Source organism: Mycobacterium colombiense (assembly GCF_003284935.1).
GTDB lineage: Bacteria > Actinomycetota > Actinomycetes > Mycobacteriales > Mycobacteriaceae > Mycobacterium > Mycobacterium arosiense_A.
The window spans coordinates 1-21,689 of the sequence record NZ_QMEV01000046.1; the positions used below are offsets into that span (position 1 = coordinate 1).

Here is a 21,689-nt window from a genome sequence, read left to right on the forward strand (position 1 = left end):
TCCTGCGCCGCGGCCACCCGGGGGCGGGCGGCGATCCGCCGCTGGGAGAAGTCGGCGACCTGCTGGGTCAACACGGCGTGGCGCGCCACCCGCTCGTCGACCTCGGCGACCGCCGCCGCGCACTCGGCGACCGCGGCCTCGGCGTCGGCCAGCCGGGTGATCGCGGCGGCCCACTCCCCCGTCGGGCGTCCGGTCGGGGTGAAGTAACGCCCGTATTCGGCGTCGATGCGTTCGATGAGCAATGGCTCGGTGCCGCACAGCCCGCCGCTATCGCCTGCGGCGACATCGAGCGCGCGGGAGAGCGCGTCGCACCCGGACAGATCGACCGCGGCGGTCGACGCCGACTGCAGCACCCGCTGGGCGTGCCACAGGTCGCTGTCCACCGTCTCGGCCAGCATCGCCCGGACCCGTTCGTGGGCTTCGTCGCCGGTCAGTTGTTCGCGGCAGGGCCGGACCACCGTCAGCTCTGTCTCGCACTTCTTGTGAAAACGCTTACGATAGACGAATCGGTAAGGACCGCAACTGATTTCGGCGGATACCTCGGAGCCCACGTCGCTGTGGGTCGGCTTGACCTGTTTGACTTCCTTCTTCGTCGAGCGGTCGCGGGCCTCCAACAACAGGTCCAGGGCTTCGATCATCGACGACTTGCCGATTTCGTTGGCGCCGCACACCACCACGACCCCATGATCGGGGAATTCGATTTCCCGGTGCGAAATCCCGCGGTAGTTGGTCAGGATCAGCCGGTGCAGCTTCACGCCGCGCCCCGGTCGGTGAGGCGCAGCAACAGCGCCAGCGCCGCCTGCGCGTCGACGGCGGTCGCGGAGTCCTCCTCGCGGGCCGTCGCCACCAGCTCTTCGACCGCCGCGGCGGCGAAACCTCCGATGCCGAGATCGCTGAATTCGCCGTCGGCCGGGATCACCGCCAGGTCGGTGTGACGTTCCCAGAGGCCCAGCCACGCGAACAGCCGTGCGTATTTGTCCAGGCAGGCGTCCAGCGCGGCGCGGTCGGTGACCGTCAGCGACCCGGTCAGCGCCAGGCGCACCACGGTCCGGTCCTTCTCGGTCATCAGGTCGAGGTTCAGGTCGAGATCGGCGATGTCTCGGCTGGTGTCGACCTGTCGGTGCATGGTGACGAACCGCCAGCTTCCGACGCGTCGCGGCGTCACGGACACCGCCCGCCGCGGGTCGGCCTCGTCGATGTCGACGATCAGGACGTGGCCTGGGTCGGATTCCACGTCGTCGAAATTGGTGACTTCCGGGGAGCCGGAGTACCACACCCGGCCGCTGCCGCCGACCTGGGTGAGTGAGTGCTTGTCCCCCAGCGCCACGTAGTGCACCGCGCCGCGGGACAGCGCGTCGTCGACTGTGGCGAGCCGGATCAGCGAGGGCTTGTCCCGATCGGGATCCAGGATGTCCACCCCACCGTGCGCCACCAGGATCCGGGTGACCGCGGCGGCGGGCAGTTCGTCGAGGACGTCGGCGACCAGGTCGGTGGTCGGCACCTTCGATCGCCACGGCGCGGCGACGATCTCCAGTCCGGGACGCACCCGATGCGGGCCGGCCTGGTCGAGCACCGTCACGTTGTCGGGGCGCTCGGCGGCGAACAGCGCGCTGGTGTACACCGACGAGGCGTCTAAGGGATCGTGGTTTCCGGGCAACAGGTAGACCGGAATCCCGATGGCGCGCATGGCTTCCAGGGACTGTCCGATGACCTTTGGGGGAAGCTGATTGTGTTCGAAGACGTCGCCCGACACGACGACGAACTCGGCGCCGACCTCTGCCGCCAACGCGCCCAGACCGGCAACCGCGTCGCGGCGGGCCGCCGAATAGCGCGGCTGCGCGTCACCGGCGAGGAAGTGCCGGGTCATGCCCAGCTGCCAGTCGGCGGTGTGCAGGAATCGCATGCCGGCGACCCCCTTTCGAAGTGCGTGTTTACCGGGGCATCGCGAGTTTAGGTCTGCGCACCGACAAGACGCGGGACCTCGATCGGCAGGTCTTGGTGTGAGAAATCCGGCCAGGTCCTGGGGTTGTCGATCGGCGGGTCGAATCCGGGCCGACACCGACTCGAGGCCGCGGTCAGAAACCCTGGCGACCGTGCCGCAGATGAGTTGCGCCAGTGTGAATCTAGACCAGAAGACCTGCACAAGCCGGTGCGGTCAGTCTCGGTACGTGGGAACTGCCGCAATGCCTTTAGATCGGCACGGTGAAGGTGCCGTTGCAGCACGCTTGGGGAAAGCGACGTAGGAGATGGCTGCGACCCAAGCTAACTTGGCGGGTTCACCGGCCTGCCGGGATTCGGAAACGCCGGGTTGGTGTAGGCCGGCGTCTGTGGCTCATCGCCGGGATTCGGATTCATGGTTGGTGGTGGCCCGGACTCTGGCTCAGCCGATGGAGGCGGGGGTGCCCGGTGTTCGGGCGGTGGCGGCTTGGGCACCAGATAGTTCTTCCACGCGCCCGGCGGATTCGGTGCAGGGCCGATCGTGTTGTCCGGCCAGCGCCATGAACAGCTACCGGAAGCACCCCCGAAATCGCCTGCGGGAATGGTCAACCCGAAACCCATGAAACTTCCACCGATGGGGGCGTTGCCACCTGGACCGCCCATGTTCCATCCGCCGTATTCGCAGTGCCAGTGCGTGCTGTTCTCTTCGGTAGGAAAATCGCAGTAGTACGTCGTGGCTCCCGCCTCGAAGGTACTTCCGCCAACACCGGGATAGTCGCACACGCCGGGGCCCGGAAGGTTGCCGCCCGGCCCGGCCCAGGCTGCCGGCGAATTGAGGATCACCCAGAAGGTAACTCCCGGTGCCACAAGTAATCGAATTCCCGTGCGCAACGACTCTTTCACTGTAACGCCTTCTGGCTTCGGCAATGGCAGCGCGTGCCTCGAGCGGGTGACTGCTATTCCAAGTTCTACAACGCCCGGGACATATTCGCAGAGGAATTAGGATTCGTCCCCTCGGCCGGTCCTGGCCGTCGGCGTCAGAGACCGTGCTGCCCGTCGACCGACCATCTCCACCCCGCTATGCCTACCGGGTGCAGCCGAGCTCGGCCCCGTCGTCTGCCAACCCACACCTCCCACCACCCCGAAAAACTGCGCGACGGCGACGGGGATGACGACCGCGTGCCGCACTGATTAATCTGATTGCTCGTGACTGGCCGGCGCACCTTGCTGTTGATGCGGCACGCGAAGTCCGATTACCCGCCCGGCGTCGCCGACCACGACCGGCCGTTGGCGCCGCGGGGAATCAGGCAAGCCGGACTGGCCGGCGACTGGATGCGCACCAATGCGCCGCCCATCGACGGCGTGCTGTGTTCCACGGCGACACGCACCCGGGAGACGTTGCTCAACACCGGCATCGACGCGCCGGTGCGATACAGCGAGCGCCTCTACGCCAGCACCCCCGGCACGTTGATCGACGAGATCAACACGGTGGACGACGCCGTCGGCACGCTGCTGGTCATCGGGCACGAACCGACGATGTCGGCCCTGGCGCTGGGGCTCAGCGGTGCGAGGAACACGAACGTCGGTGCCGCCGAAAGGATTTCGGCCAAGTTCCCCACGTCGGCGATCGCGGTGCTCACCGTGCCGGGCGCGTGGAAAGACGTGGAACTCGGCGTGGCCACGCTGATCGGCTTCGAGGTGCCGCGCTAGTCCGATTGCCCGATCAGGAGTTCGTGGCCAGCGTCAGCTCCATCAGCTTGATGGCCTGACCGCACGCGTCGATGCCCGGCGCCTGCGGGTTGACCCACCAGCCGACCACCCCGGCGGCATCGCTGGCCACGCCGCACGCGCCGTTCGCGTCGTCGGGCCGCATCACGATCGAGTCGATGCCGGCGATCGAACGCGTCTCGACCTTGTACTTCAAGAACTCCGCGACCTTGCGTTCGTTGGACAGGCTGCCCTGCTCGAACCAGAACCGGGTGATGTCGATCAGGCCGGCCGGGTTGGCCGCCTGCCAGCGGCAGATCGCGCCGACGAATGTGCTCTGGATGTCGAGCGGGTCGGCGCCCACCGTCTTGGCCAGGATGTCGCTGGTCAAGACCTCACACTCCTTGAGCAGGTTCGGATACTGCTGCTGAGAGTTGTTGTTGCGGGGCACATTGCCACCCGCCTTGACCGCGTTGCCCCCGATCGAGCGGGAACAGCCCGTCACCACCAACAGCGCCGCGATCAGCACGGCCACGGCGAGGCGGGCGCTCATTCTGCCGCGCGATCCCGCGCGCGTCGAGGCCATCATTTCGAATTCGCAATCGACTGACGAGCCAGTTCCTTCGCGATGTCGCACGGCGGCGGGAACGGCTTCTGGCTGAAACTGATTGACCACTCGATGAAGTCGTCGGAGAACTGGATGCCCACCTCGCACAGCGAGTCGCCCAGATTGGGCTCGTTGCCGACGGCGATGAAACCGCCGTGGCCGTCGATGTTGATGTCATCGACGCTGGCACGCGAAAGTTCCTCGGTCTTGCGCTCCCGACCGATCGGGCTGCCGCGATACCAGGAGAAGGAGAAGTGCGGCCCCAGGATGCCGCCCCCGGCGAGCCACTGGCACCCGACGGAGTTGCGGGCGGTGTTGATCAACCCGGTGACCTTGGTGAGCTCCGCCACGGTCTGGTCGCTGATGCCGCCGCACTGCGGGAACATCGCACCGTGGTTGCCCTGGCCGTTCTGCGGCGTCGACGAGGCCGTCGCGCCCGGTTTGTTGCCGCCGGAATCGGAGCAGCCCGCAGCCGCGGGGATCAGGATCGTCAATGCTGACGCCACGAGAGCCAGCGCCCTCGTGCTACGCCGCACCGCTACCCTGCTTCCGTTCCGCCCGCTGCTGGTCCACACGATGCACTGTAGCGGCAGCCCAGCGGGTCAACCACCGACGCGCCTGAGCAGGTATTTCGGGGCCGCAAACAAGTGGGGTGCCGACCTTGACCGTCCGGCGGTTGGCGGGGACGGTATGCGACAGTTACCCCATGCTCCTGGCACTGCTGCGCCAGTACATCCAGCCGTACCGACGGCTGGTGGCGGTGCTGATGGTGCTGCAGCTGATCGGCAACCTCGCGTCGCTATATCTGCCGACCGTCAACGCCGCCATCATCGACGAGGGCGTCGCCAAGGGCGACACCACCACGATCGTCCGGCTGGGCATGGTCATGCTCGGGGTCACCGCGGTGCAGGTGCTGTGCTCGATCGGGGCGATCTATTTCGGCTCGCGCACCGGGATGGGCTTCGGCCGCGACCTGCGCGCCGCCATGTTCGAGCACGTCACCACCTTTTCCGAACGCGAGACCGCCCGGTTCGGAGCGCCGACGCTGCTCACGCGCAGCACCAATGACGTGCGGCAAATCCAGTACCTGGTCCAGATCAGCGGCACCGTGCTGGTGACGGCCCCGATCATGTGCCTCGGCGGGATCGTCATGGCCATCCGCCAGGAGGCCGCGCTGACGTGGCTGCTGCTGGTCAGCGTGCCGATCATGGCGGTGGCCAACTACTGGGTGATGTCGCACATGCTGCCGCTGTTCCGCCGCATGCAGGGCCTGATCGACGGCATCAATCGGGTGATGCGCGACCAGCTGGCCGGCGTCCGGGTGGTCCGCGCGTTCGCGCGGGAAGGTTTCGAACGTGACCGCTTCGCCCGCGCCAACACCGCCCTGTCGAACACCGCACTGACCGCGGGCAACTGGCAAGCGTTGATGCTGCCGGTGACCACGCTGACCATCAACGTGTCCAGCGTCGCGCTGATCTGGTTCGGTGGGTTGCGCATCGACCGCGGCCAGATGCAGGTCGGTTCGCTGACCGCCTTCCTGGCGTACTTCACCCAGATCCTGATGGCGGTGCTGATGGCGACGATGACGCTGGTGGTGTTGCCGCGCGCCTCGGTGTGCGCCGAGCGGATCACCGAGGTGCTCGCCACCCGCCCGGCGGTCACCGATCCCCCGAACCCGCGGTCCCCGCGCGGCGCCATCACCGGAGCGGTGCGCCTGGACGGCGCGACATTCACCTATCCGGGCGCCGACCGCCCTGTGCTGCAGGACATTTCGCTGACCGCGCTGCCCGGAACCACCACCGCCGTCGTCGGCAGCACCGGCTCGGGAAAGTCGACGCTGGTGTCGCTGATCTGCCGGCTCTACGACGTGACCGGCGGGTCCGTCTCGGTCGACGGCATCGACGTCCGCGATTACCAGACCGAGCGGCTGTGGTCGGCGATCGGACTGGTCCCCCAGCGCGGCTACCTGTTCTCCGGGACGGTCGCGGACAACCTGCGCTATGGCGCCGCCCCGCACCAAGTGCTTACCGACGAACAGATGTGGGAGGCGTTGCGGGTGGCCGGCGCCGACGATTTCGTGCGGGCCCACGATGACGGGTTGCAGATGCGGGTGGCCCAAGGTGGCGTCAATTTCTCCGGCGGGCAGCGGCAGCGAATCGCCATCGCCCGGGCGGTCATCCGCCGCCCGGCCATCTATTTGTTCGACGACTCCTTCGCCGCGCTCGACGCGCGCACCGACGCGCGGGTGCGTGCCTCGCTACGGGATGCTGCCCGGGACGCCACCGTCATCGTTGTCACACAACGGATTTCGATCGCGTCCACAGCCGACCAGGTGATCGTGATCGACAACGGCAATCTGGTGGGCGCCGGCACTCACGAATCGCTGCTGGCCGATTGCACCGCCTACGCCGAATTCGCCGACTCGCAGTCCGTCGGCGCCGTGCGATCCGGTCGAGTCGGGGGCACGCCGTGACCCCCGCGGCCACCCGGGCCGCCAACCCGCAGGCCCCCGCAACCCGTTCCCGTGACTTCTGGGGTTCGGCCGCCCGCCTGGTGAAACGGCTTGCGCCGCAACGACAGCTGTGCATCGCGGTCATCGCGCTGGGTGTCACCGGCACGGCCATCGGGGTGGTCGTCCCGCGAATCCTGGGCCACGCCACCGATTTGCTGTTCAACGGTGTCATCGGGCGCCAGCTGCCCGCCGGAATGACCAAGACCCAGGCCGTCGCGGCCGCACGGGGCCGAGGCGCCGACACCTTCGCCGACTTGTTGTCCGGGATGAACGTGACGCCGGGGCAGGGCGTGGACTTCGGGGCGGTCGCACGAACGCTGGCGCTGGCGCTGACCCTCTATCTCGCTTCCGCGCTGCTGATGTGGATGCAGGCCCGGCTGCTCAACGTCACCGTGCAGCGCACCATGGTGGCTCTGCGTTCCGATGTCGAGGACAAAATCCATCGGCTGCCGCTGTCCTACTTCGACCGACGCCAGCGTGGCGAGGTGCTGAGCCGGGTCACCAACGACGTCGACAACATCCAATCGTCGCTGGCGATGACGATCAGCCAGCTGCTGACGTCGGTTCTGACCGTGGTGGCGGTGCTGGCGATGATGCTGTCCATCTCGCCGCTGCTGGTGATGATCACCGTGCTGACGGTGCCGCTGTCGCTGTTGGCGACGCGCGCTATCGCGCGACGTTCGCACCGCCTGTTCGTCGCGCAGTGGACCAGCATCGGGCGCCTGAACGCCCACATCGAGGAGACCTACAGCGGTTTCACGGTCGTCACGACGTTCGGCCACCAGGCGGCGGCGCGCGAGCAGTTCCGCACCCTCAACGACGACGTCTACCGGGCCAGCTTCGGCGCTCAATTCCTCTCCGGGCTGGTGGCACCGGCGACGACGTTCATCGGCAACCTCGGTTACGTCGCCGTCGCGGTGGTGGGCGGCCTGCAGGTCGCCACCGGCCACATCACCCTGGGCAATATCCAGGCGTTCATTCAATACGTGCGGCAGTTCAACTCACCGCTGAGCCAGCTCGCCGGCATGTACAACACCCTGCAGTCCGGGGTGGCCAGCGCCGAGCGCATCTTCGCGCTGCTCGACGAACCCGAGGAAGCGCCGGATCCGGTCCCGGCCGACTCCTCCCCGCAGCCTCGTGGGCGCGTCGAATTCGCCCACGTGAGCTTCGCCTACCGCCCGGGCACCCCGGTGATCGAAGACCTGTCGATGGTGGCCGAACCGGGCAGCACGGTGGCGATCGTCGGACCGACCGGAGCGGGCAAAACCACGCTGGTGAACCTGCTGATGCGGTTCTACGACGTCGACGCGGGCCAGATCCTGCTCGACGGTGTCGACATCAGCACGCTGGACCGCCGGTCGCTGCGGTCGCGCATCGGCATGGTGCTGCAGGACACCTGGCTTTTCGAGGGGACGATCGCGGAGAACATCGCCTATGGACGTCCCGACGCCGGCGAGGACGAGGTGCTCGAAGCCGCCAAGGCCGCCTACGTCGACCGTTTTGTCCGGACGTTGCCGGCCGGCTACCAGACCCGGATCAGCGGTGACGGAGGCAACATCAGCGCCGGCGAGAAGCAACTCATCACGATCGCGCGCGCGTTCCTTGCCCGCCCTCAGTTGTTGATCCTGGACGAGGCGACCAGCTCGGTCGATACCCGCACCGAGGCCGTCATTCAGCACGCGATGTGCGAGCTGCGCCGCGATCGCACGAGTTTCATTATCGCGCACCGACTTTCGACCATCCGCGACGCCGACCGCATCGTGGTGGTCGAGGCCGGCCGGATCGTCGAACAGGGCAATCATGCCGACCTGCTGGCCCGGCGCGGCGCGTATTACGCGATGACACAGGCGTAATGCCGCGCGTCTGGCGCGCGCATTGATAAGCGCCCGCGATCGCTACCAAGAAGTTATTGAGAAGACACCAAGGAACAAACGAGACCCTGGGATCGTCCTACTCAATAACGCACCTGAAAGGGGTGGCAGCAATGTTTTCACGCCGCATCACGAAGATGGCCACCACCGCAATCGGCACCGCCGCCGTGGGGTTCGCCGCCCTTGGCTTCGCCGGCACCGCCGCCGCCAGCGCAGTGCAGACCGCCGACGAGGCATTCCTGAGCCAGATGCAAAGCCTCGGCGTGTCTTTCCCGTCGACCCAGGCCGCCGTGCAGACGGGCCACCAGGTGTGCACCGAACTGGCCGCAGGCCACACGCCGATGGCGGTTACCGTCCAGATCTTTCGGCACACCAGCCTGACTCCGCCGCAGGCGGCGCACGTGGTCATGGCGGCGACCCAGGCCTACTGCCCGCAATTCTCCGGTCAGCCCGCCTGAGCCGTGGGGCGCCGGACTCCGCCGGCGCCCGCCCGTCGACCGATATGTGACGACGGCGCAAGTCAATTCGTGCGACGCACCGATTATCGTGCTGGGTACGAACGCATTTCAGGCCCGGCATCGCGCCGAGTGCCGTTGCGGGCTGATAGTTGGGACGACATGCCGCCGGAGCTGGCCGGTTTGTCGGGATTCGTAACGAATCTGCCGGCTTGCCGTCACAATCTCAATGGTGAGCTCAGGGCATCCGACGCCGCGGACGCGGAAAGGCTGGTAGGCGGGATGGCGGACGACGATCTTCAATTCGGTCTGCTCGGACCGTTGGAGATGAGCGTTGGCGGCACCCTGGTGCCGTTGGGCACACCCAAACAGCGGGCGGTGCTGGCCATGCTGCTGATGAACCGCAACAACCCGGTCGGCGTCGACCGGCTCATCACCGCCCTGTGGGACGAGTCGCCACCGTCGGGGGCACGGGCCAGCATCCACTCCTACGTGTCCAACCTGCGCAAGCTGCTGACCGGGGCCGGCGTCGACCCGCGCGCGGTGCTGGTCGCGGCACCACCGGGGTACCGGCTCAACATCTCCAACGACCATTGCGATCTCGGCCGGTTCATCGCCGAAAAGAACGCCGGCGTGCAGGCCGCGGCCGCCGGCCGATTCGAGCAGGCCAGTCAGCACCTGTCGGCGGCCCTGGCCGAATGGCGCGGCCCGGTGCTCGAGGACCTGGACGGTTTTCGGTTCGTCGACGCCTTCACCACTTCCCTCGTCGAGGAGAAGATCCTGGCCCACACCGCGCAGGCCGAGGCCGAAATCGCCTGCGGGCGTGCCTTTACCGTGATCACCGAACTGGAAGCCCTGACGGCCGAACATCCCTACCGCGAGCAGCTGTGGGCTCAGTTGATGACCGCCTACTACCTCACCGACCGCCAATCCGACGCGCTGGCGGCCTACCGGCGCGTGCAGAAATCGCTGGCCGACGACCTCGGCATCGACCCCGGCCAGAATCTGCGCGCCCTCAACGACCAGATCCTGCGTCAAGAGCCGCTGGACGTGAAGAAAAACGCCATGACGACCGCGGCCGTCGCGATCACCGTGCTCGAGCACTACCCGACCGACAAGAAGGCGGTCGCCTACCTGCACGAGGTGACGGGGCGCAGTTATCCGCTCCAAGGATCGACAACCATTGGGCGGCTTAGCGACAACGACATCGTGCTCGACTCCCCCAAAGTCAGCCGTCACCATGCCGTCATCGTCGACACCGGAAGCAGCTACATCATCGACGACCTGCGGTCCTCGAACGGCGTGCACGTCCAGGATCGACGCATCCACGCCGCCGCCACGCTGCAGGACGGTGACCGCGTGCGGATCTGCGACCACGAATTCACCTTCCAGCTCGCCGCTGACAGCGCCGACGAGGCCTGAGACCTCGGCGAGCCGACCCGGGCTGACACGCGCGGCAATTGTTCCGGTTATCGTGCGGTGGGACGCCTGCGCGCTTACCGTCATGATTGCTCAGTCACGGGTTGCGATTGTGTCTCTGCCCGCACGGTCTCGACAGAGAACGGCAGGCCAGGGGTTGGGTTGGAAGGATGAGGAATGAGTGACGAGCAGTCCTCACGGGCGGGGTCGATGTTTGGCCCCTACCACCTGAAGCGGCTGCTGGGCCGCGGCGGGATGGGTGAGGTCTACGAGGCCGAACACACCGTCAAAGAGTGGACGGTCGCGGTCAAACTCCTCTCCGAAAGCTTCAGCCGGGACCCCGTGTTTCGCGAGCGGTTGAAGCGCGAAGCCCGCACCGCCGGTCGTTTGCAGGAACCGCACGTGGTGCCGGTGCACGACTACGGCGAGATCGACGGCCAGATGTTCCTCGAGATGCGGTTGGTCGAGGGCACCGACCTGGACAGCGTGCTCAAACGCTTCGGCCCGCTGACCCCACCGCGCGCGGTCGCCATCATCACCCAGATCGCGTCCGCGCTCGATGCCGCGCACGCCGCCGGGGTGATGCACCGCGACATCAAACCGCAGAACATCTTGGTCACCCGCGACGACTTCGCCTACCTGGTCGACTTCGGCATCGCCAGCGCCACCACCGACGAGAAGCTGACACAGCTCGGCACCGCGGTGGGCACCTGGAAATACATGGCGCCGGAACGGTTTTCGGACGCGGAAGTCACTTACCGCGCCGACATCTACGCGCTGGCCTGTGTGCTGTTCGAGTGCTTGACCGGGTCCCCGCCCTACCGCGCCGACAGCGCGGGCGTGCTGGTCTCCGCTCACCTGATGGACCCCATACCCGCGCCCAGCGCGCAGCGCCCGGGCGTCCCAAAGGCCTTCGATGCGGTGATCGCCCGCGGCATGGCCAAAAAGCCGGAGGAGCGCTACGCCAGCGCGGGCGACCTGGCCCTGGCCGCCAGGGAAGCGCTGAGCAACCCCGACCAGGACCGCGCGGCCACCATCTTGCGCCGCAGTCAGGAAGCCGCACTGCCCACCGCCGAGTACCCCGGCGCGCCGGCCAGCGCCGCTGCGGCGCCCCCGCAGCCCTTCGGGCCCGCGTTCAACACCCCGCCGCCGTCGCCGTTCGACCCGCCGCCGGCCCCGAGTTCGGGGCCGATACCGTCGCAGGGCGGCCAGGCCTGGACCCCCACCAGCGGGCCCATCCCCGCGGCCGGTTCGCCGTATTACCAAGGTGGCAACGCCAACTGGGGCGCCCCACCCCAGTTCACCAGCTCAACGCCCTGGGGTCAGGCACCCCCCAAACCGCACCGCTCGATCTGGCCCATCATCGCGGCCGTCGCCGTGGTGCTCGTCGTGATCGCGACCGGGGTGGGCATCTGGCTTGTCGTTCGACCCAAGCCGCAACCACCCCAGGCCGCCCCGCTGGGGCCCGAACGCCTCAGCGGCCTGCTGCTCGGCCCGGCCGACGTCAACACAGTGATGGGCTCGTCGTCGATGCAGCCGGGCAAGCCCATCACGTCGACGGACAGCTCTTCGGTGACGGTGTCCGCGCCCGATTGCCAAGGGGCGCTCTACACCACGCAGGATCCGGTCTACGCGGGCACCGGCTATTCGGCGGTCAGCGGACTGGTGTCCTCGGAGGCCGGCGATAACTACGACCACTGGGTCAACCAGGCCGTGGTGCTGTTTCCCTCCGCCGACAAGGCCAAGAGTTTCGTGCAAACCTCGGCGGAGAAGTGGAAAGGTTGCGCCGGCAAGACGGTGACCGTGACCAACAAGAGCAAGACGTATCGGTGGACGTTCGCGCAGCTTCAGGGCAGCCCACCGAAGATCACGCTGATGGACACCCAGGAGGGCGCCGACGGCTGGGAGTGCCAGCGCGCGCTCAGCGTAGCCAACAACGTCGTCGTCGACATCAACGCCTGCGGATACCGCATCAGCGATCAGGGCGCCCAGATCGCCGACAAGATCGTCGCCAAGATCGACAGCGAGAAGCCCGAGGGCTGAGGCGCGACGGCCCCGTCAGGACTGAAGATCGGGGCCCTGCGCGCGTAGGTCGTCGACCGCCGACATCGCGCCGCGCAGTTTGGCCAGCCACTCTTCGGCGTGCTCACCGACCAGCTTGACCGACCAGGCGAGGGCGTCGGCGCGTGACCGGGCGACGCCGGCGTCCACCAACGTGTCGAGCACCTGCCGTTCGGGTTGTTTCAGCCGGGTCATGACCGGTACGGCGATGTGCGTGAACAGGATTCGCTCGGTGCCCGCCTTGGAGACGACCTCGACGCCCCACGAAACCTTGCGTCCGTAGCGGTCCTGCGCTTCGTCGGCGATGTGCATACGCTCCGAGCGGGTGTCTTCGCGGAATCGCGAGGCCCGCCCGGCCGCGCGGGCCTCGCTCGCTTCGCCTTCCGCACTCTCGGGCTCCGGGAGCTTGCCGATGACGGTGATCTCTTCGCGGTCGACGACCACCGTCGGGTCGCCGTCGAACCAGTTCTCCGGGAGACGTCCGGCGAACCACTCCGCGGCGTCGCTGGCGTCGGGTTGCTGGGCTTGCTGCCAGCCGCCGGGGCGGCCATACCGCCTGTGTGCGTGATGAGCCTTCATGATTACATGATTACACCGTTGCATGCGTAAGGGAATGGCCGTTCACCGGGAGCGAAACGACGGCCGTCACGGGCGTGATTGTCGGCTGCGCGGCGACGCCGGATAGCGGTCCTCGAAGACTCGGACCGACTGGCGAAAACCCGTTGATAAGGGCTGTTGGTCGGCGTATTTTGGTTAGCGAAGCAGGCCCGGGAAGCGACCAATTCGAAGCGCTGGAACACGGGGTAGGAATCCGGCCGCGTAGGACACGCATAAGACGTAGTCACACGCCCCCTAGAGTCGCACCGGGCCTGCCCATGCGTCGGTCACGTTTCTCTCGCCCGGGCGGCGGGCCATCAGTCGCCGTCGCCGCGCCGGACGCGGAAGAGCTTCACCTCGTTCTTGATGCCCTTGAGGCGCCGGGCGCCGGCGAACGAGCCGGAGAACTCACCGCTGTCGCCGATGACGTCCCAGACCGAATCCGCGACCAGGACCGTGCCCGGGCGCGCCACGTTGGTGACCCGGCTGGCCACGTTGACGGGGCTGCCGAACCAGTCGCCGGCGCGGCTGACCGCCATGCCGGAGGCCACCCCCGCGCGCAGCCGGGGAAAGTCGTTGTCGGTGTCGACGGCCTCGACGAGTTTCACGATGACGTCGAGCAACGGCAGCGGATCGGGACACACGAACATCACCGCGTCGCCGATAGTCTTGACGAATCGCACCGGCGGCACCGTCATGTCCCGGGCGAGGTTGGCCAGCCGGTTGGCCAGATGCCCCAGCTCCTCGGGTGACACCGCCTCGCCGATGCGGGTGAAACCGACCAGATCCGCGAAGGCAACGGTGATTTGGCGCGCCCCGGGCAGCGGCTCGCCGGCGGCTCGCTCCGCGGCATTGATCGCCTCGGTTTCCATCATGTGGCGCAGTTGCATGAACAACATGTGCTCGATCATCGGGCCGAGCATGGGCGCGATCTCGCTCACCAAAGCCTTTGACGCCTTGGCGATTTCGAGCTCGCTGGCACCCGGTCGCATGATCGCCGAAAGCGCGGTGGAGCGCATGACTTCCGCGGCCCGCGACAGGCCTTCGGCCAGCACCCGAACCACGAGAACCACCTGTTCGGGATCGAGCCCCAGCTCGACGAATCGCTGGGAGAAGGCGGCGGCTTCGCCGTCGGCGCGCATGTGTACGACCGCGTCCGGGTCGTCCACCCGGACCAGGCCGATCGCGCGCTGCACGCGCTGCAACAGCCCCAGGTCGATGCCGTGGGTCTCGCTGATCTCCCGGGTGGACACGTAGGTGCCGTCGTCGCCGATGAGATGGCGGGTGGCCAACAGCAGGGGCGGATTGGTGGTCCGGATCTCCTCGGGGGTGATGCCCTGCTCGAGCAGCCATCGCACCAGATCGGCGCGTTCCATGCGCGCGGTTCCCTCGAGCCCCTCGAGCAGATCCTCGATGTCCTGGTCGGCTCCGTCGTGCACGTCGTCAACCTACAACGCGGGCCAGTCATGATGTGAGGCGATGAGCGCACCGCTGCTAGGCGCCCGTCAGGACACCGGCGGTCGCCGAAGGGCCCACGGCCGGGCCGCTTCGATCTGCGCCGACAGCGACAACAGCGTCGCCTCGTCATATGGCCTGCCGACGAGCTGGACCGACAGCGGCAGGCGGTCGCCGTCGAAGTCCCACGGCACCACCGCCGCGGGCTGTCCGGTCAGGTTCCAAATCTGTTGGTAGGGAACGTATCGACCGACCCGCAGCAGTGTCGACACCGCGCCGCGGCGTTGATAGGCGCCGATGCGCGACGGGCCCGTCGCGGTGCCGGGCGTGACGACGACGTCGACGTCGTCGAAGATCGCCTTGATCCGCGAGACCACCGCCCCCTCATTGGCCCGGATGGCCTCCATCCGCCGGTCCGAGAAGAACGAACCCATTCGGGCGATGTTGCGGGTGCGCGCCTCGAGACGTTCCGGATGGGCCAGGGCGTCCGCGTCGTCGCAGATACCGCGCAGATACCGGGGCAGGTAGTTGGCGAACATCGCCGACGCCGGATACTCGGGATCGGCCGTGATGACGTCATGGCCGAGATCGCGCAGCAGCGCACCGGCCTGATCGACCGCCGCCAACTCCGCCTTGCCCACCCTGACCGGCAACGGGGTTGGCACCTTGGTGCTCAAGGCAATTCGCAACCGGCCGGGACTGCGACCCGCCGCCGTGACGAACTCCCCTTCGGGGCCGGGCACCGTCGACGTGGCATCCAGGAACACGGCGGCGTCGAGCACCGTCCGCGCGATCGGGCCGTTGACGCTCAGCCCGTACCAGGCGTCGTCGTGCGGTTCCAGCGACACGCGGTCGCGCTGCGGCTTCAGGCCGAACAGCCCGCACCACGTCGCCGGGATGCGGATCGAGCCGCCCCCGTCGGATCCCAGGGCCAGCGCGGCCAACCCGGCGGCGACGGCGGCGGCGCTTCCCCCGCTACTGCCGCCCGGGGTGCGGGTGGGATTCCACGGGTTGCGGGTGGCGCCGAAGGTCATCGACTCCGTGTAGGGCATCATCATCAGCTCGGGCACATTGGTCTTGCCGATGATCACCGCGCCCGCGGCGCGCAACCGGCGCACCACCTCCGCGTCGGAGCTGACGGCCGGCCGATGTCCGCCGCTGCCGAACGTCGTCACCTCCCCTGCGACGTCGACATCGTCTTTGATCGCGATCGGCACGCCGAGCAGCGGCAGTCGTTCGCCCGCGTCCAGGCGCTCCTGCGCCACGGCGGCCTCATAGCGAGCTTGATCGGCGAGCACCACGCGGTAGCACCGCAGCTGGCTGTCCAGCCGCGCTATCCGCTCCAGGTAGACCTCGAGCAACTCGGGCGCGGTCAGTTCACCGTTGGCCAGCATGCGCGCTTGTGCCGCCGCGCCGGCGAAGGCGAGATCGTTCACCGCGGCAGCGTATCCCGCGATTCGCGGCTGGTCTCGGCGTGGCCGTGGCGAAGCAACCAGTACCGTGGGCGACATGTCCTGCGTGTTCTGTGCGATCGTCGCCGGCGAAGCGCCGGCCATCCGGATCTACGACGACGACGACTACCTGGCCATCCTCGACATCCGCCCGTTCACCCGCGGCCACACGCTTGTGCTGCCCAAGCGGCACAGCGTCGACCTCACCGACACCGCGCCGGAGACCCTGGCCGGGATGGTCACCCTCGGCCAACGCATCGCCCGGGCCGCGCGGACCACCGAACTGGCCGACGCCACCAACATCGCCGTCAATGACGGTCGCGCGGCTTTCCAGACCGTGTTGCATATCCACCTGCACGTTTTGCCTCGCCGCAACGGCGACAAGCTGTCGATGGCCAAGGGAATGCTGCTGCGCCGCGACCCCGACCGGGACGCCACCGGCCAGATTCTGCGCAACGCGCTGGCCCGCATCGACGCAAGTCAGCCCGATTGAGCCGATCGGCGACCGTTCCACGCTGCCCCAACCTGGCTAAAGCCGCACTTCGCGAACGTCGGCAGCGGTTTAATGCCCAGTAACTCGTGGTGAGGTCGCTCGTTTCTTCGCCACATAGCAGGGGATTGGCTGGAGCGGTGATGAAGCGCTGGGCGGTAAATCCGTGGCGGCGGTCGGGGGTGCCCGCGCGTGCGGGCTGGACCCTCGCCGCCGCATACGGCGTCGCCGAATTGCTGCTGTTGCTGTCCTCGTTCCGGGGTTTGCATGGCCCGTACGGGACTCGGCCGGTCAACGAGTTCGTCACCGCAGCTTGTCTGGTGATCGGCGCGGGATGCGCAGGCCGCGCGGCCCATCACACGTCCGGGCGCCAGCGTTACGGGTGGCTGGCGCTGGTGACGGCCCAGCTCGGCTGGGCGGTGGGCGAGATCATCTGGGCGGTCTATGACGTGCGACCCGAGGTCGAGCACGCCGCCCATCCGGCGGCGTCGGAGATCGTGCTGCTGTTGTGGCCGTTCGGCACCATGGTGTCGCTGATGCTGCTGTCCCAGCTGTCGCGCAACAGCCCCCGGCGGCTGCTGCTCGACGGCCTCATCGTGGCGACCTCGCTGTTCGTCATCTCCTGGGTGTTCGTCGTCGAAGCGCAGCTGCAGGAGCGGACGGGCACCCGGCTGGCGACGCTGGCGGAGATCTTCAACGACATCGTCTTGCTGACGACGGCGATCCTGATGCTGTCGCGGGCGCGCCCGGGCGACCGGCCGAGCCGGAGTCTGGTCGCCGCCGGTGTCGCGACGATCAGCGTTGCCGACATGATGCTGGTCTTCTATGCCGGCATCGGCAGCTATCACACCGGTGATGTCGGGGACATGATGCGGGTGGCGGGGCTGGGGATGCTGGCGCTGGCCGCAGTGGGTGCCACGCACCAGCGCCCCGCGCCGGCCTCACCGGATGAGATCGAGTTCCGCGCCCGGCTGTGGCTGCCCTACCTACCGCTGATCCTGGCCGCGACGGTGGGTTGGGCGCACGCTGCGGGCGATGCGATAAACGGACCCATGCTGGCGGCCCTGGGCATCCTGGTGGCCGCCGTCTTGGCCCGGCAATTCGTCGTCCTGGTCGAAAACCAGAATCTGTTGTCCGAGGTCGCGCGGGAGGCCTTCCGCGACCACCTGACCGGTCTGGCCAACCGGGCGCTGTTCCTGCACCGGCTGGACCAGGCGATCGCGCGTCGCCGTCCCGACGGCACGCCGATCGCGGTGCTGTGTCTGGACCTCGACAACTTCAAATCGGTCAACGACGCCCTGGGCCATCCCGCCGGCGACGAACTGCTGGTCCGGGTGGCCGGCAGGCTCACCGCCGCGCTGGGGGAACAGGGCACCATCGCGCGGCTCGGCGGCGACGAATTCGCCGCGCTCATCGAAGCTTCCGTCGAAGAATCGCAGGCGGCCGCGCATCGCATTCTCGACGCCTTCACCGAAGCGATTCTGATCGAAGGCATTCCGATCACGGTGCGGCCCAGCATCGGATTCACGGTGGCCACCGGCGCGGCCAATTGCACGGTCGATCAGCTGCTCAGACACGCCGACTTGGCCATGTACGCCGCCAAACGCGAAGGCGGCCAATGCATTCGCAGCTTCATGCCCGACCTGCCGCTGCCCTACGCGTTCTCCGCGGCGCCGAGTTCGATCCGATCCGCGGTTGCGGCCCGCGCTCTTGACGGTGACGGCGGGATGCCACGGAACTCCCGACCCGTCGCCGAGGTCGCGACCGCCGCACCGCCCCCATCCGAGGATGCGCTCGACGCTGAGCGCCGGCCCCCGCGGGGCGTCCGGACCGCCTTCGCGCTGCTGACGATCGGAGTGGTCGCCTTCACCGTGTCCAGTGCCGTCCGCCCCGATGCCGGGCACGGCATCTTCTCCGCCGCGGCCCTCTACACGGCGCTGACCGTGGTTGCGGCAGGACTGATTGCCCTTCGCGCATACGGCGTTTCGGCTGACCGGTTGGCCTGGGCTTTGATCGCCGCCGGCATGGCGTGCTCGGCCGTGGGCGATGTCGTCTATGCCGTGTGGGTGCCCAGCGGCCGATCCCCGTCGGTCGCCGATCCGGAGTATCTCGCGTACTACCCTTTCGTCTACGCCGGGCTGCTGCTGCTCATGCGGGCACGGCTCAAACGGCTGCCGATCGCGATTCAGTTCGACTCGGTCATCTGCGCCCTGACGTTGGGGGCGGTGGCCGCGGCGCTGATGACGGGACCGATCCGCGCGGCCGCGGTACGCGCCCCGGCAACGGTATGGGTCGGCCTTGTCTATCCGTGGAGCGATCTGGTTCTGCTGGCGCTGGCCGCAGGAATGTTGCCAATCCTTGGCTGGCGCAACGAGATTCGGTGGGCACTGCTGGTGGCCGGATTGGTCCTCTTCGCGTTCGCGGACGCGGCGTATCTGTTCGAGACGTCCGCCGGCTTGTATCGGGCCGGTTCCCTGCTGGACGCCTGCTGGGCCGCGTCGTCGTTGCTCATCGCGATGGCAAGTTGGGCCAGATCGTCGTCGGCCACGCCACCAACCCGTGGCCGCATCGGGCCCTACGCCACCCCGGTGGCGTCCGCCGTCGTGGCGCTGGGCGTCATTGTCGTGGCATACCATTCGCGGACCGCCGCGACACTGGCGGCGCTGAGTCTGGTGGTGGGGGCGGGCCGGTTCGCGCTGACCTTCCGGGATGCGAGCCTGCTCGAGGTGGGCGACGAGCACGCCACGACCGACGAGTTGACGGCCTTGCCGAACAGGCGCTCGATGACAGCGGCCTTGACGAAGTTAACCGCCTCGGCGTCGCCGAGGACCGCGTCGATGCCGAACAGAGCGCAGCCACGTCGGGCCTTATTGCTGTTGAGCCTGATTGATTTTCACGAGATCACCGACTCGATTGGCAGGCAATTCGGTGATGAACTGCTGTGCCACATCGCAAATCGGTTGTCCGGCAGCGTGCGCCGCGACGACCTGCTGGCCCGGGTGGGCGATGACCAATTCGCCGTCCTGCTCTCGGAGGGGGCCAACCTCACCGCGGCCAGCGCCTCGGCGGGAAGGCTGCTCGAAGCACTGGGTGAGCCGATCGCGCTGGATCCGGTCACCGTGCAGGTCGAAGCCCGCGTCGCGATCGCGCTAAGCCCCGACCACTGCGACCATCCGCAGGATCTGCTGAACTGCGCGGAAACCACCATGGCGCATGCCAAATCATCGGGCACGAAGATCGCGGTCTACGACTCGTCGTTGGACGTGTGTCGCCACAACGACCCCAACCTCATCGAGGAACTGCGCTCGGCATTGTTCGATACCGACGAGCTGCGCTTGCACTACCAACCCAAGATCGACGCCCGGGACGGCAGCGTCCACAGCGTCGAGGCGGTGCTGCGCTGGCAGCATCCCCGCCGCGGCACGCTGCTGCCCGAGGAATTCCTGTCCGTCGCCGAGGGCGCCGGGCTGATGCGCAAGATCTCCAATCGGGTCCTCGGCATGGCTCTCGCCCAGGTCCGGTCCTGGCGTGAGCAAGGCATGCCGCTCACGGTCGCGGTGAACCTGTCGACGACCAACCTGCTGGACATCGAACTCGTCGGCACCGTCGAGCGACTCCTCGCCAGTTACGACCTGCCCGCCGAGGCGCTCATCCTCGAGATCACCGAGAGCGCACTTGTCGATTCCGTGCGTTCCCGCAACACCGTCGCCGCGCTGCAGGGCCTGGGAATCCGGATCTCGCTCGACGATTACGGCACCGGCTGGTCGTCTTTGGCTCGGCTGCAAGAGGTTTCGGTCGACGAGCTGAAGCTCGACCGGATTTTCGTATCGCGCTTGGCGCACGACGCGCGGTCGGTCGCCATCGTGCGCTCGACGGTGGCGCTGGCATCCAACCTGGGCGCTGACCTGGTGGCCGAGGGGGTCGAGAACGAGGCCACGCTGAACGCCCTGCGCCGGTACGGCTGCAACATCACCCAGGGCTTCGTGCACACCCCGCCGTTGCCGCCGGATGACCTGCGGGACTGGATCGCCAACCACGCACCGAACCCCCACCCGAGCCAATCCAACGGATGAGCGTGACCGCTCGAGGCTTCAGAACAGCTCTTTGGCCAACAGCTCGAGCGTCGCGACCCGCGCCGGTGCAGTGTCGGGATCGGTGCCGCGGCGGGCCGAGGCCACCGGGTTGACCATGACTTCGTCGACCCCGAACCGGTCGGCCAGCGCCCGGATCTGTTCGGCGGCCTCCGCCGGTGCTCCCAGGACGGCGCGCCGCAATCCGCTCTCCACGATCCGCTGCTGCTGGCCGGTCAGCTCGGCGACCGCGGCCTCCTCGACCAGCGGAACCGGCCCGAGCGGCTGCCCGGTTCGCAACCGGGCCATCATCTGCAGGTTAGGCAGCATCAAAGCCGTTGCCTCTTCGCGTGTTTCGGCCACCGCGGCGTTGACCGTCAAAAAGGTCAGCGGCTCGGCGGCCAGCTCGCTGGGCTTGAATCGCGAACGGTAGACTTCGAGCGCCTCTTCGGTTCCGTTGCCGGAGAAGTGATGTGCGAACACATACGGCAACCCCTTGGCGGCGGCCAGATGTGCCGAATACATCGACGAGCCCAACAGCCACAGCCGCGGCTCGCCCGCCGCCGCCGGGGTGGCCTTGAGGGTGTAATCACCGGAGCGCAAGGGAACCCGCACGCCTCGGGCGCTCATCAGCGCCGCCACGTCGTCGAGGTACTCGGGGAAGTTCTCGATGTCACGATCGTCGCGACCGCCGCGCAGCGCGTAGGACGTCACCGGATCCGAGCCGGGTGCGCGGCCGATGCCGAGGTCGATGCGGCCGGGGGCGGCGGCTTCCAGCAGCGCGAACTGCTCGGCCACCGCCAGGGGCGCGTGATTGGGCAGCATCACGCCACCCGAGCCGAGGCGAAGCTGCGAGGTCTGCGCGGCCAGGTAGGCGAGCACCACCGGTGGGCTGGTGGCGCCCACCGACGGCATGTTGTGGTGTTCGGCGACCCAGTATCGGGTGAAGCCCAGCCGATCCGCGGCCTGGGCCAGCGCGACGGTGGCGGCCAGCGCGTCCCCTGTGGTCTGGTCGGTGCGCACGGGGATGAGGTCGAGGACGGAAAGACGCACGTT

17 protein-coding genes are annotated in these 21,689 nt (G+C 67.9%); 8 read left to right on the plus strand and 9 right to left on the minus strand.

Features of this window, described 5'->3' with window-relative positions:
- The 3 genes from DQP57_RS18665 to DQP57_RS26900 form a co-directional block, all read right to left on the minus strand.
- Nucleotides 1–755 (minus strand): AAA family ATPase (locus tag DQP57_RS18665; protein ID WP_114149388.1); only part of this gene is annotated, 755 nt, incomplete at its 3' end.
- Nucleotides 752–1,903, minus strand: coding sequence for a metallophosphoesterase family protein (locus tag DQP57_RS18670; protein ID WP_112634219.1), 1,152 nt, complete (start codon nucleotides 1,901–1,903; stop codon nucleotides 752–754). The genes DQP57_RS18665 and DQP57_RS18670, both read right to left, overlap by 4 nt.
- A gap of 359 nt (nucleotides 1,904–2,262) precedes the next feature.
- A complete protein-coding gene (locus DQP57_RS26900) occupies nucleotides 2,263–2,841 on the minus strand; it encodes a hypothetical protein (RefSeq protein ID WP_165821841.1) in 579 nt (192 codons plus the stop codon).
- Between the two features lie 303 nt (nucleotides 2,842–3,144).
- On the opposite strand from DQP57_RS26900, the gene DQP57_RS18675 reads away from it, so the two are divergent.
- Entirely contained in the window at nucleotides 3,145–3,648 is a 504-nt protein-coding gene (locus tag DQP57_RS18675) for a SixA phosphatase family protein (RefSeq protein WP_112634220.1), read from the plus strand.
- Between the two features lie 13 nt (nucleotides 3,649–3,661).
- On the opposite strand, the gene DQP57_RS18680 is transcribed toward DQP57_RS18675, so the two are convergent.
- Both DQP57_RS18680 and DQP57_RS18685 read right to left on the minus strand, forming a co-directional pair.
- Complete coding sequence (locus DQP57_RS18680; protein WP_165821842.1) at nucleotides 3,662–4,198, minus strand: DUF3558 domain-containing protein; 537 nt, start codon at nucleotides 4,196–4,198, stop codon at nucleotides 3,662–3,664.
- A gap of 32 nt (nucleotides 4,199–4,230) precedes the next feature.
- Nucleotides 4,231–4,788 carry a DUF3558 domain-containing protein gene (locus tag DQP57_RS18685; protein ID WP_112634222.1) on the minus strand — a complete coding sequence of 186 codons (558 nt, stop codon included), beginning with the start codon at nucleotides 4,786–4,788 and terminating at the stop codon, nucleotides 4,231–4,233.
- 170 nt (nucleotides 4,789–4,958) lie between these two features.
- On the opposite strand from DQP57_RS18685, the gene DQP57_RS18690 reads away from it, so the two are divergent.
- The 5 genes from DQP57_RS18690 to DQP57_RS18710 all read left to right on the plus strand — a co-directional run bounded on the left by DQP57_RS18690 (nucleotide 4,959) and on the right by DQP57_RS18710 (nucleotide 12,552).
- Nucleotides 4,959–6,725 (plus strand): ABC transporter ATP-binding protein, encoded by a 1,767-nt coding sequence (locus DQP57_RS18690; protein WP_112634223.1) that lies wholly within the window; start codon nucleotides 4,959–4,961, stop codon nucleotides 6,723–6,725.
- Nucleotides 6,722–8,617 (plus strand): ABC transporter ATP-binding protein, encoded by a 1,896-nt coding sequence (locus DQP57_RS18695; protein ID WP_112634224.1) that lies wholly within the window; start codon nucleotides 6,722–6,724, stop codon nucleotides 8,615–8,617. Before DQP57_RS18690 ends, DQP57_RS18695 begins: the two co-directional genes overlap by 4 nt.
- Nucleotides 8,618–8,748: 131 nt before the next feature.
- Nucleotides 8,749–9,093 (plus strand): DUF732 domain-containing protein, encoded by a 345-nt coding sequence (locus DQP57_RS18700; protein WP_112634225.1) that lies wholly within the window; start codon nucleotides 8,749–8,751, stop codon nucleotides 9,091–9,093.
- A 279-nt stretch (nucleotides 9,094–9,372) separates the two neighbouring features.
- On the plus strand, nucleotides 9,373–10,512 hold the full coding sequence (locus DQP57_RS18705; RefSeq protein WP_112634226.1) for a BTAD domain-containing putative transcriptional regulator: 1,140 nt from the start codon (nucleotides 9,373–9,375) through the stop codon (nucleotides 10,510–10,512).
- 174 nt (nucleotides 10,513–10,686) lie between these two features.
- A complete protein-coding gene (locus DQP57_RS18710) occupies nucleotides 10,687–12,552 on the plus strand; it encodes a serine/threonine-protein kinase PknH/PknJ (protein WP_112634227.1) in 1,866 nt (621 codons plus the stop codon).
- A 15-nt stretch (nucleotides 12,553–12,567) separates the two neighbouring features.
- Here DQP57_RS18710 and DQP57_RS18715 read toward each other — a convergent pair whose 3' ends face one another.
- The 3 genes from DQP57_RS18715 to DQP57_RS18725 form a co-directional block, all read right to left on the minus strand.
- Nucleotides 12,568–13,149, minus strand: coding sequence for a hypothetical protein (locus tag DQP57_RS18715; protein ID WP_112634228.1), 582 nt, complete (start codon nucleotides 13,147–13,149; stop codon nucleotides 12,568–12,570).
- A 335-nt stretch (nucleotides 13,150–13,484) separates the two neighbouring features.
- The gene (locus DQP57_RS18720) at nucleotides 13,485–14,606 is read right to left on the minus strand and encodes an adenylate/guanylate cyclase domain-containing protein (protein WP_112634229.1); all 1,122 of its coding nucleotides are present in this window, start codon (nucleotides 14,604–14,606) and stop codon (nucleotides 13,485–13,487) included.
- Nucleotides 14,607–14,672: 66 nt separating this feature from the next.
- Nucleotides 14,673–16,058 carry an amidase gene (locus tag DQP57_RS18725; protein ID WP_112634230.1) on the minus strand — a complete coding sequence of 462 codons (1,386 nt, stop codon included), beginning with the start codon at nucleotides 16,056–16,058 and terminating at the stop codon, nucleotides 14,673–14,675.
- Nucleotides 16,059–16,131: 73 nt separating this feature from the next.
- Between DQP57_RS18725 and DQP57_RS18730 the strand changes: the two genes are divergently transcribed.
- Complete coding sequence (locus tag DQP57_RS18730) at nucleotides 16,132–16,566, plus strand: HIT family protein (protein ID WP_112634231.1); 435 nt, start codon at nucleotides 16,132–16,134, stop codon at nucleotides 16,564–16,566.
- 140 nt (nucleotides 16,567–16,706) lie between these two features.
- Complete coding sequence (locus DQP57_RS18735; RefSeq protein WP_112634232.1) at nucleotides 16,707–20,636, plus strand: bifunctional diguanylate cyclase/phosphodiesterase; 3,930 nt, start codon at nucleotides 16,707–16,709, stop codon at nucleotides 20,634–20,636.
- A gap of 18 nt (nucleotides 20,637–20,654) precedes the next feature.
- Here the strand turns inward: DQP57_RS18735 and DQP57_RS18740 are convergent, their stop codons facing one another.
- Nucleotides 20,655–21,686: an LLM class flavin-dependent oxidoreductase gene (locus DQP57_RS18740; protein ID WP_112634233.1), complete on the minus strand. Its 1,032-nt coding sequence runs from the start codon at nucleotides 21,684–21,686 to the stop codon at nucleotides 20,655–20,657.
- Between the last annotated feature and the right edge of the window lie 3 nt (nucleotides 21,687–21,689).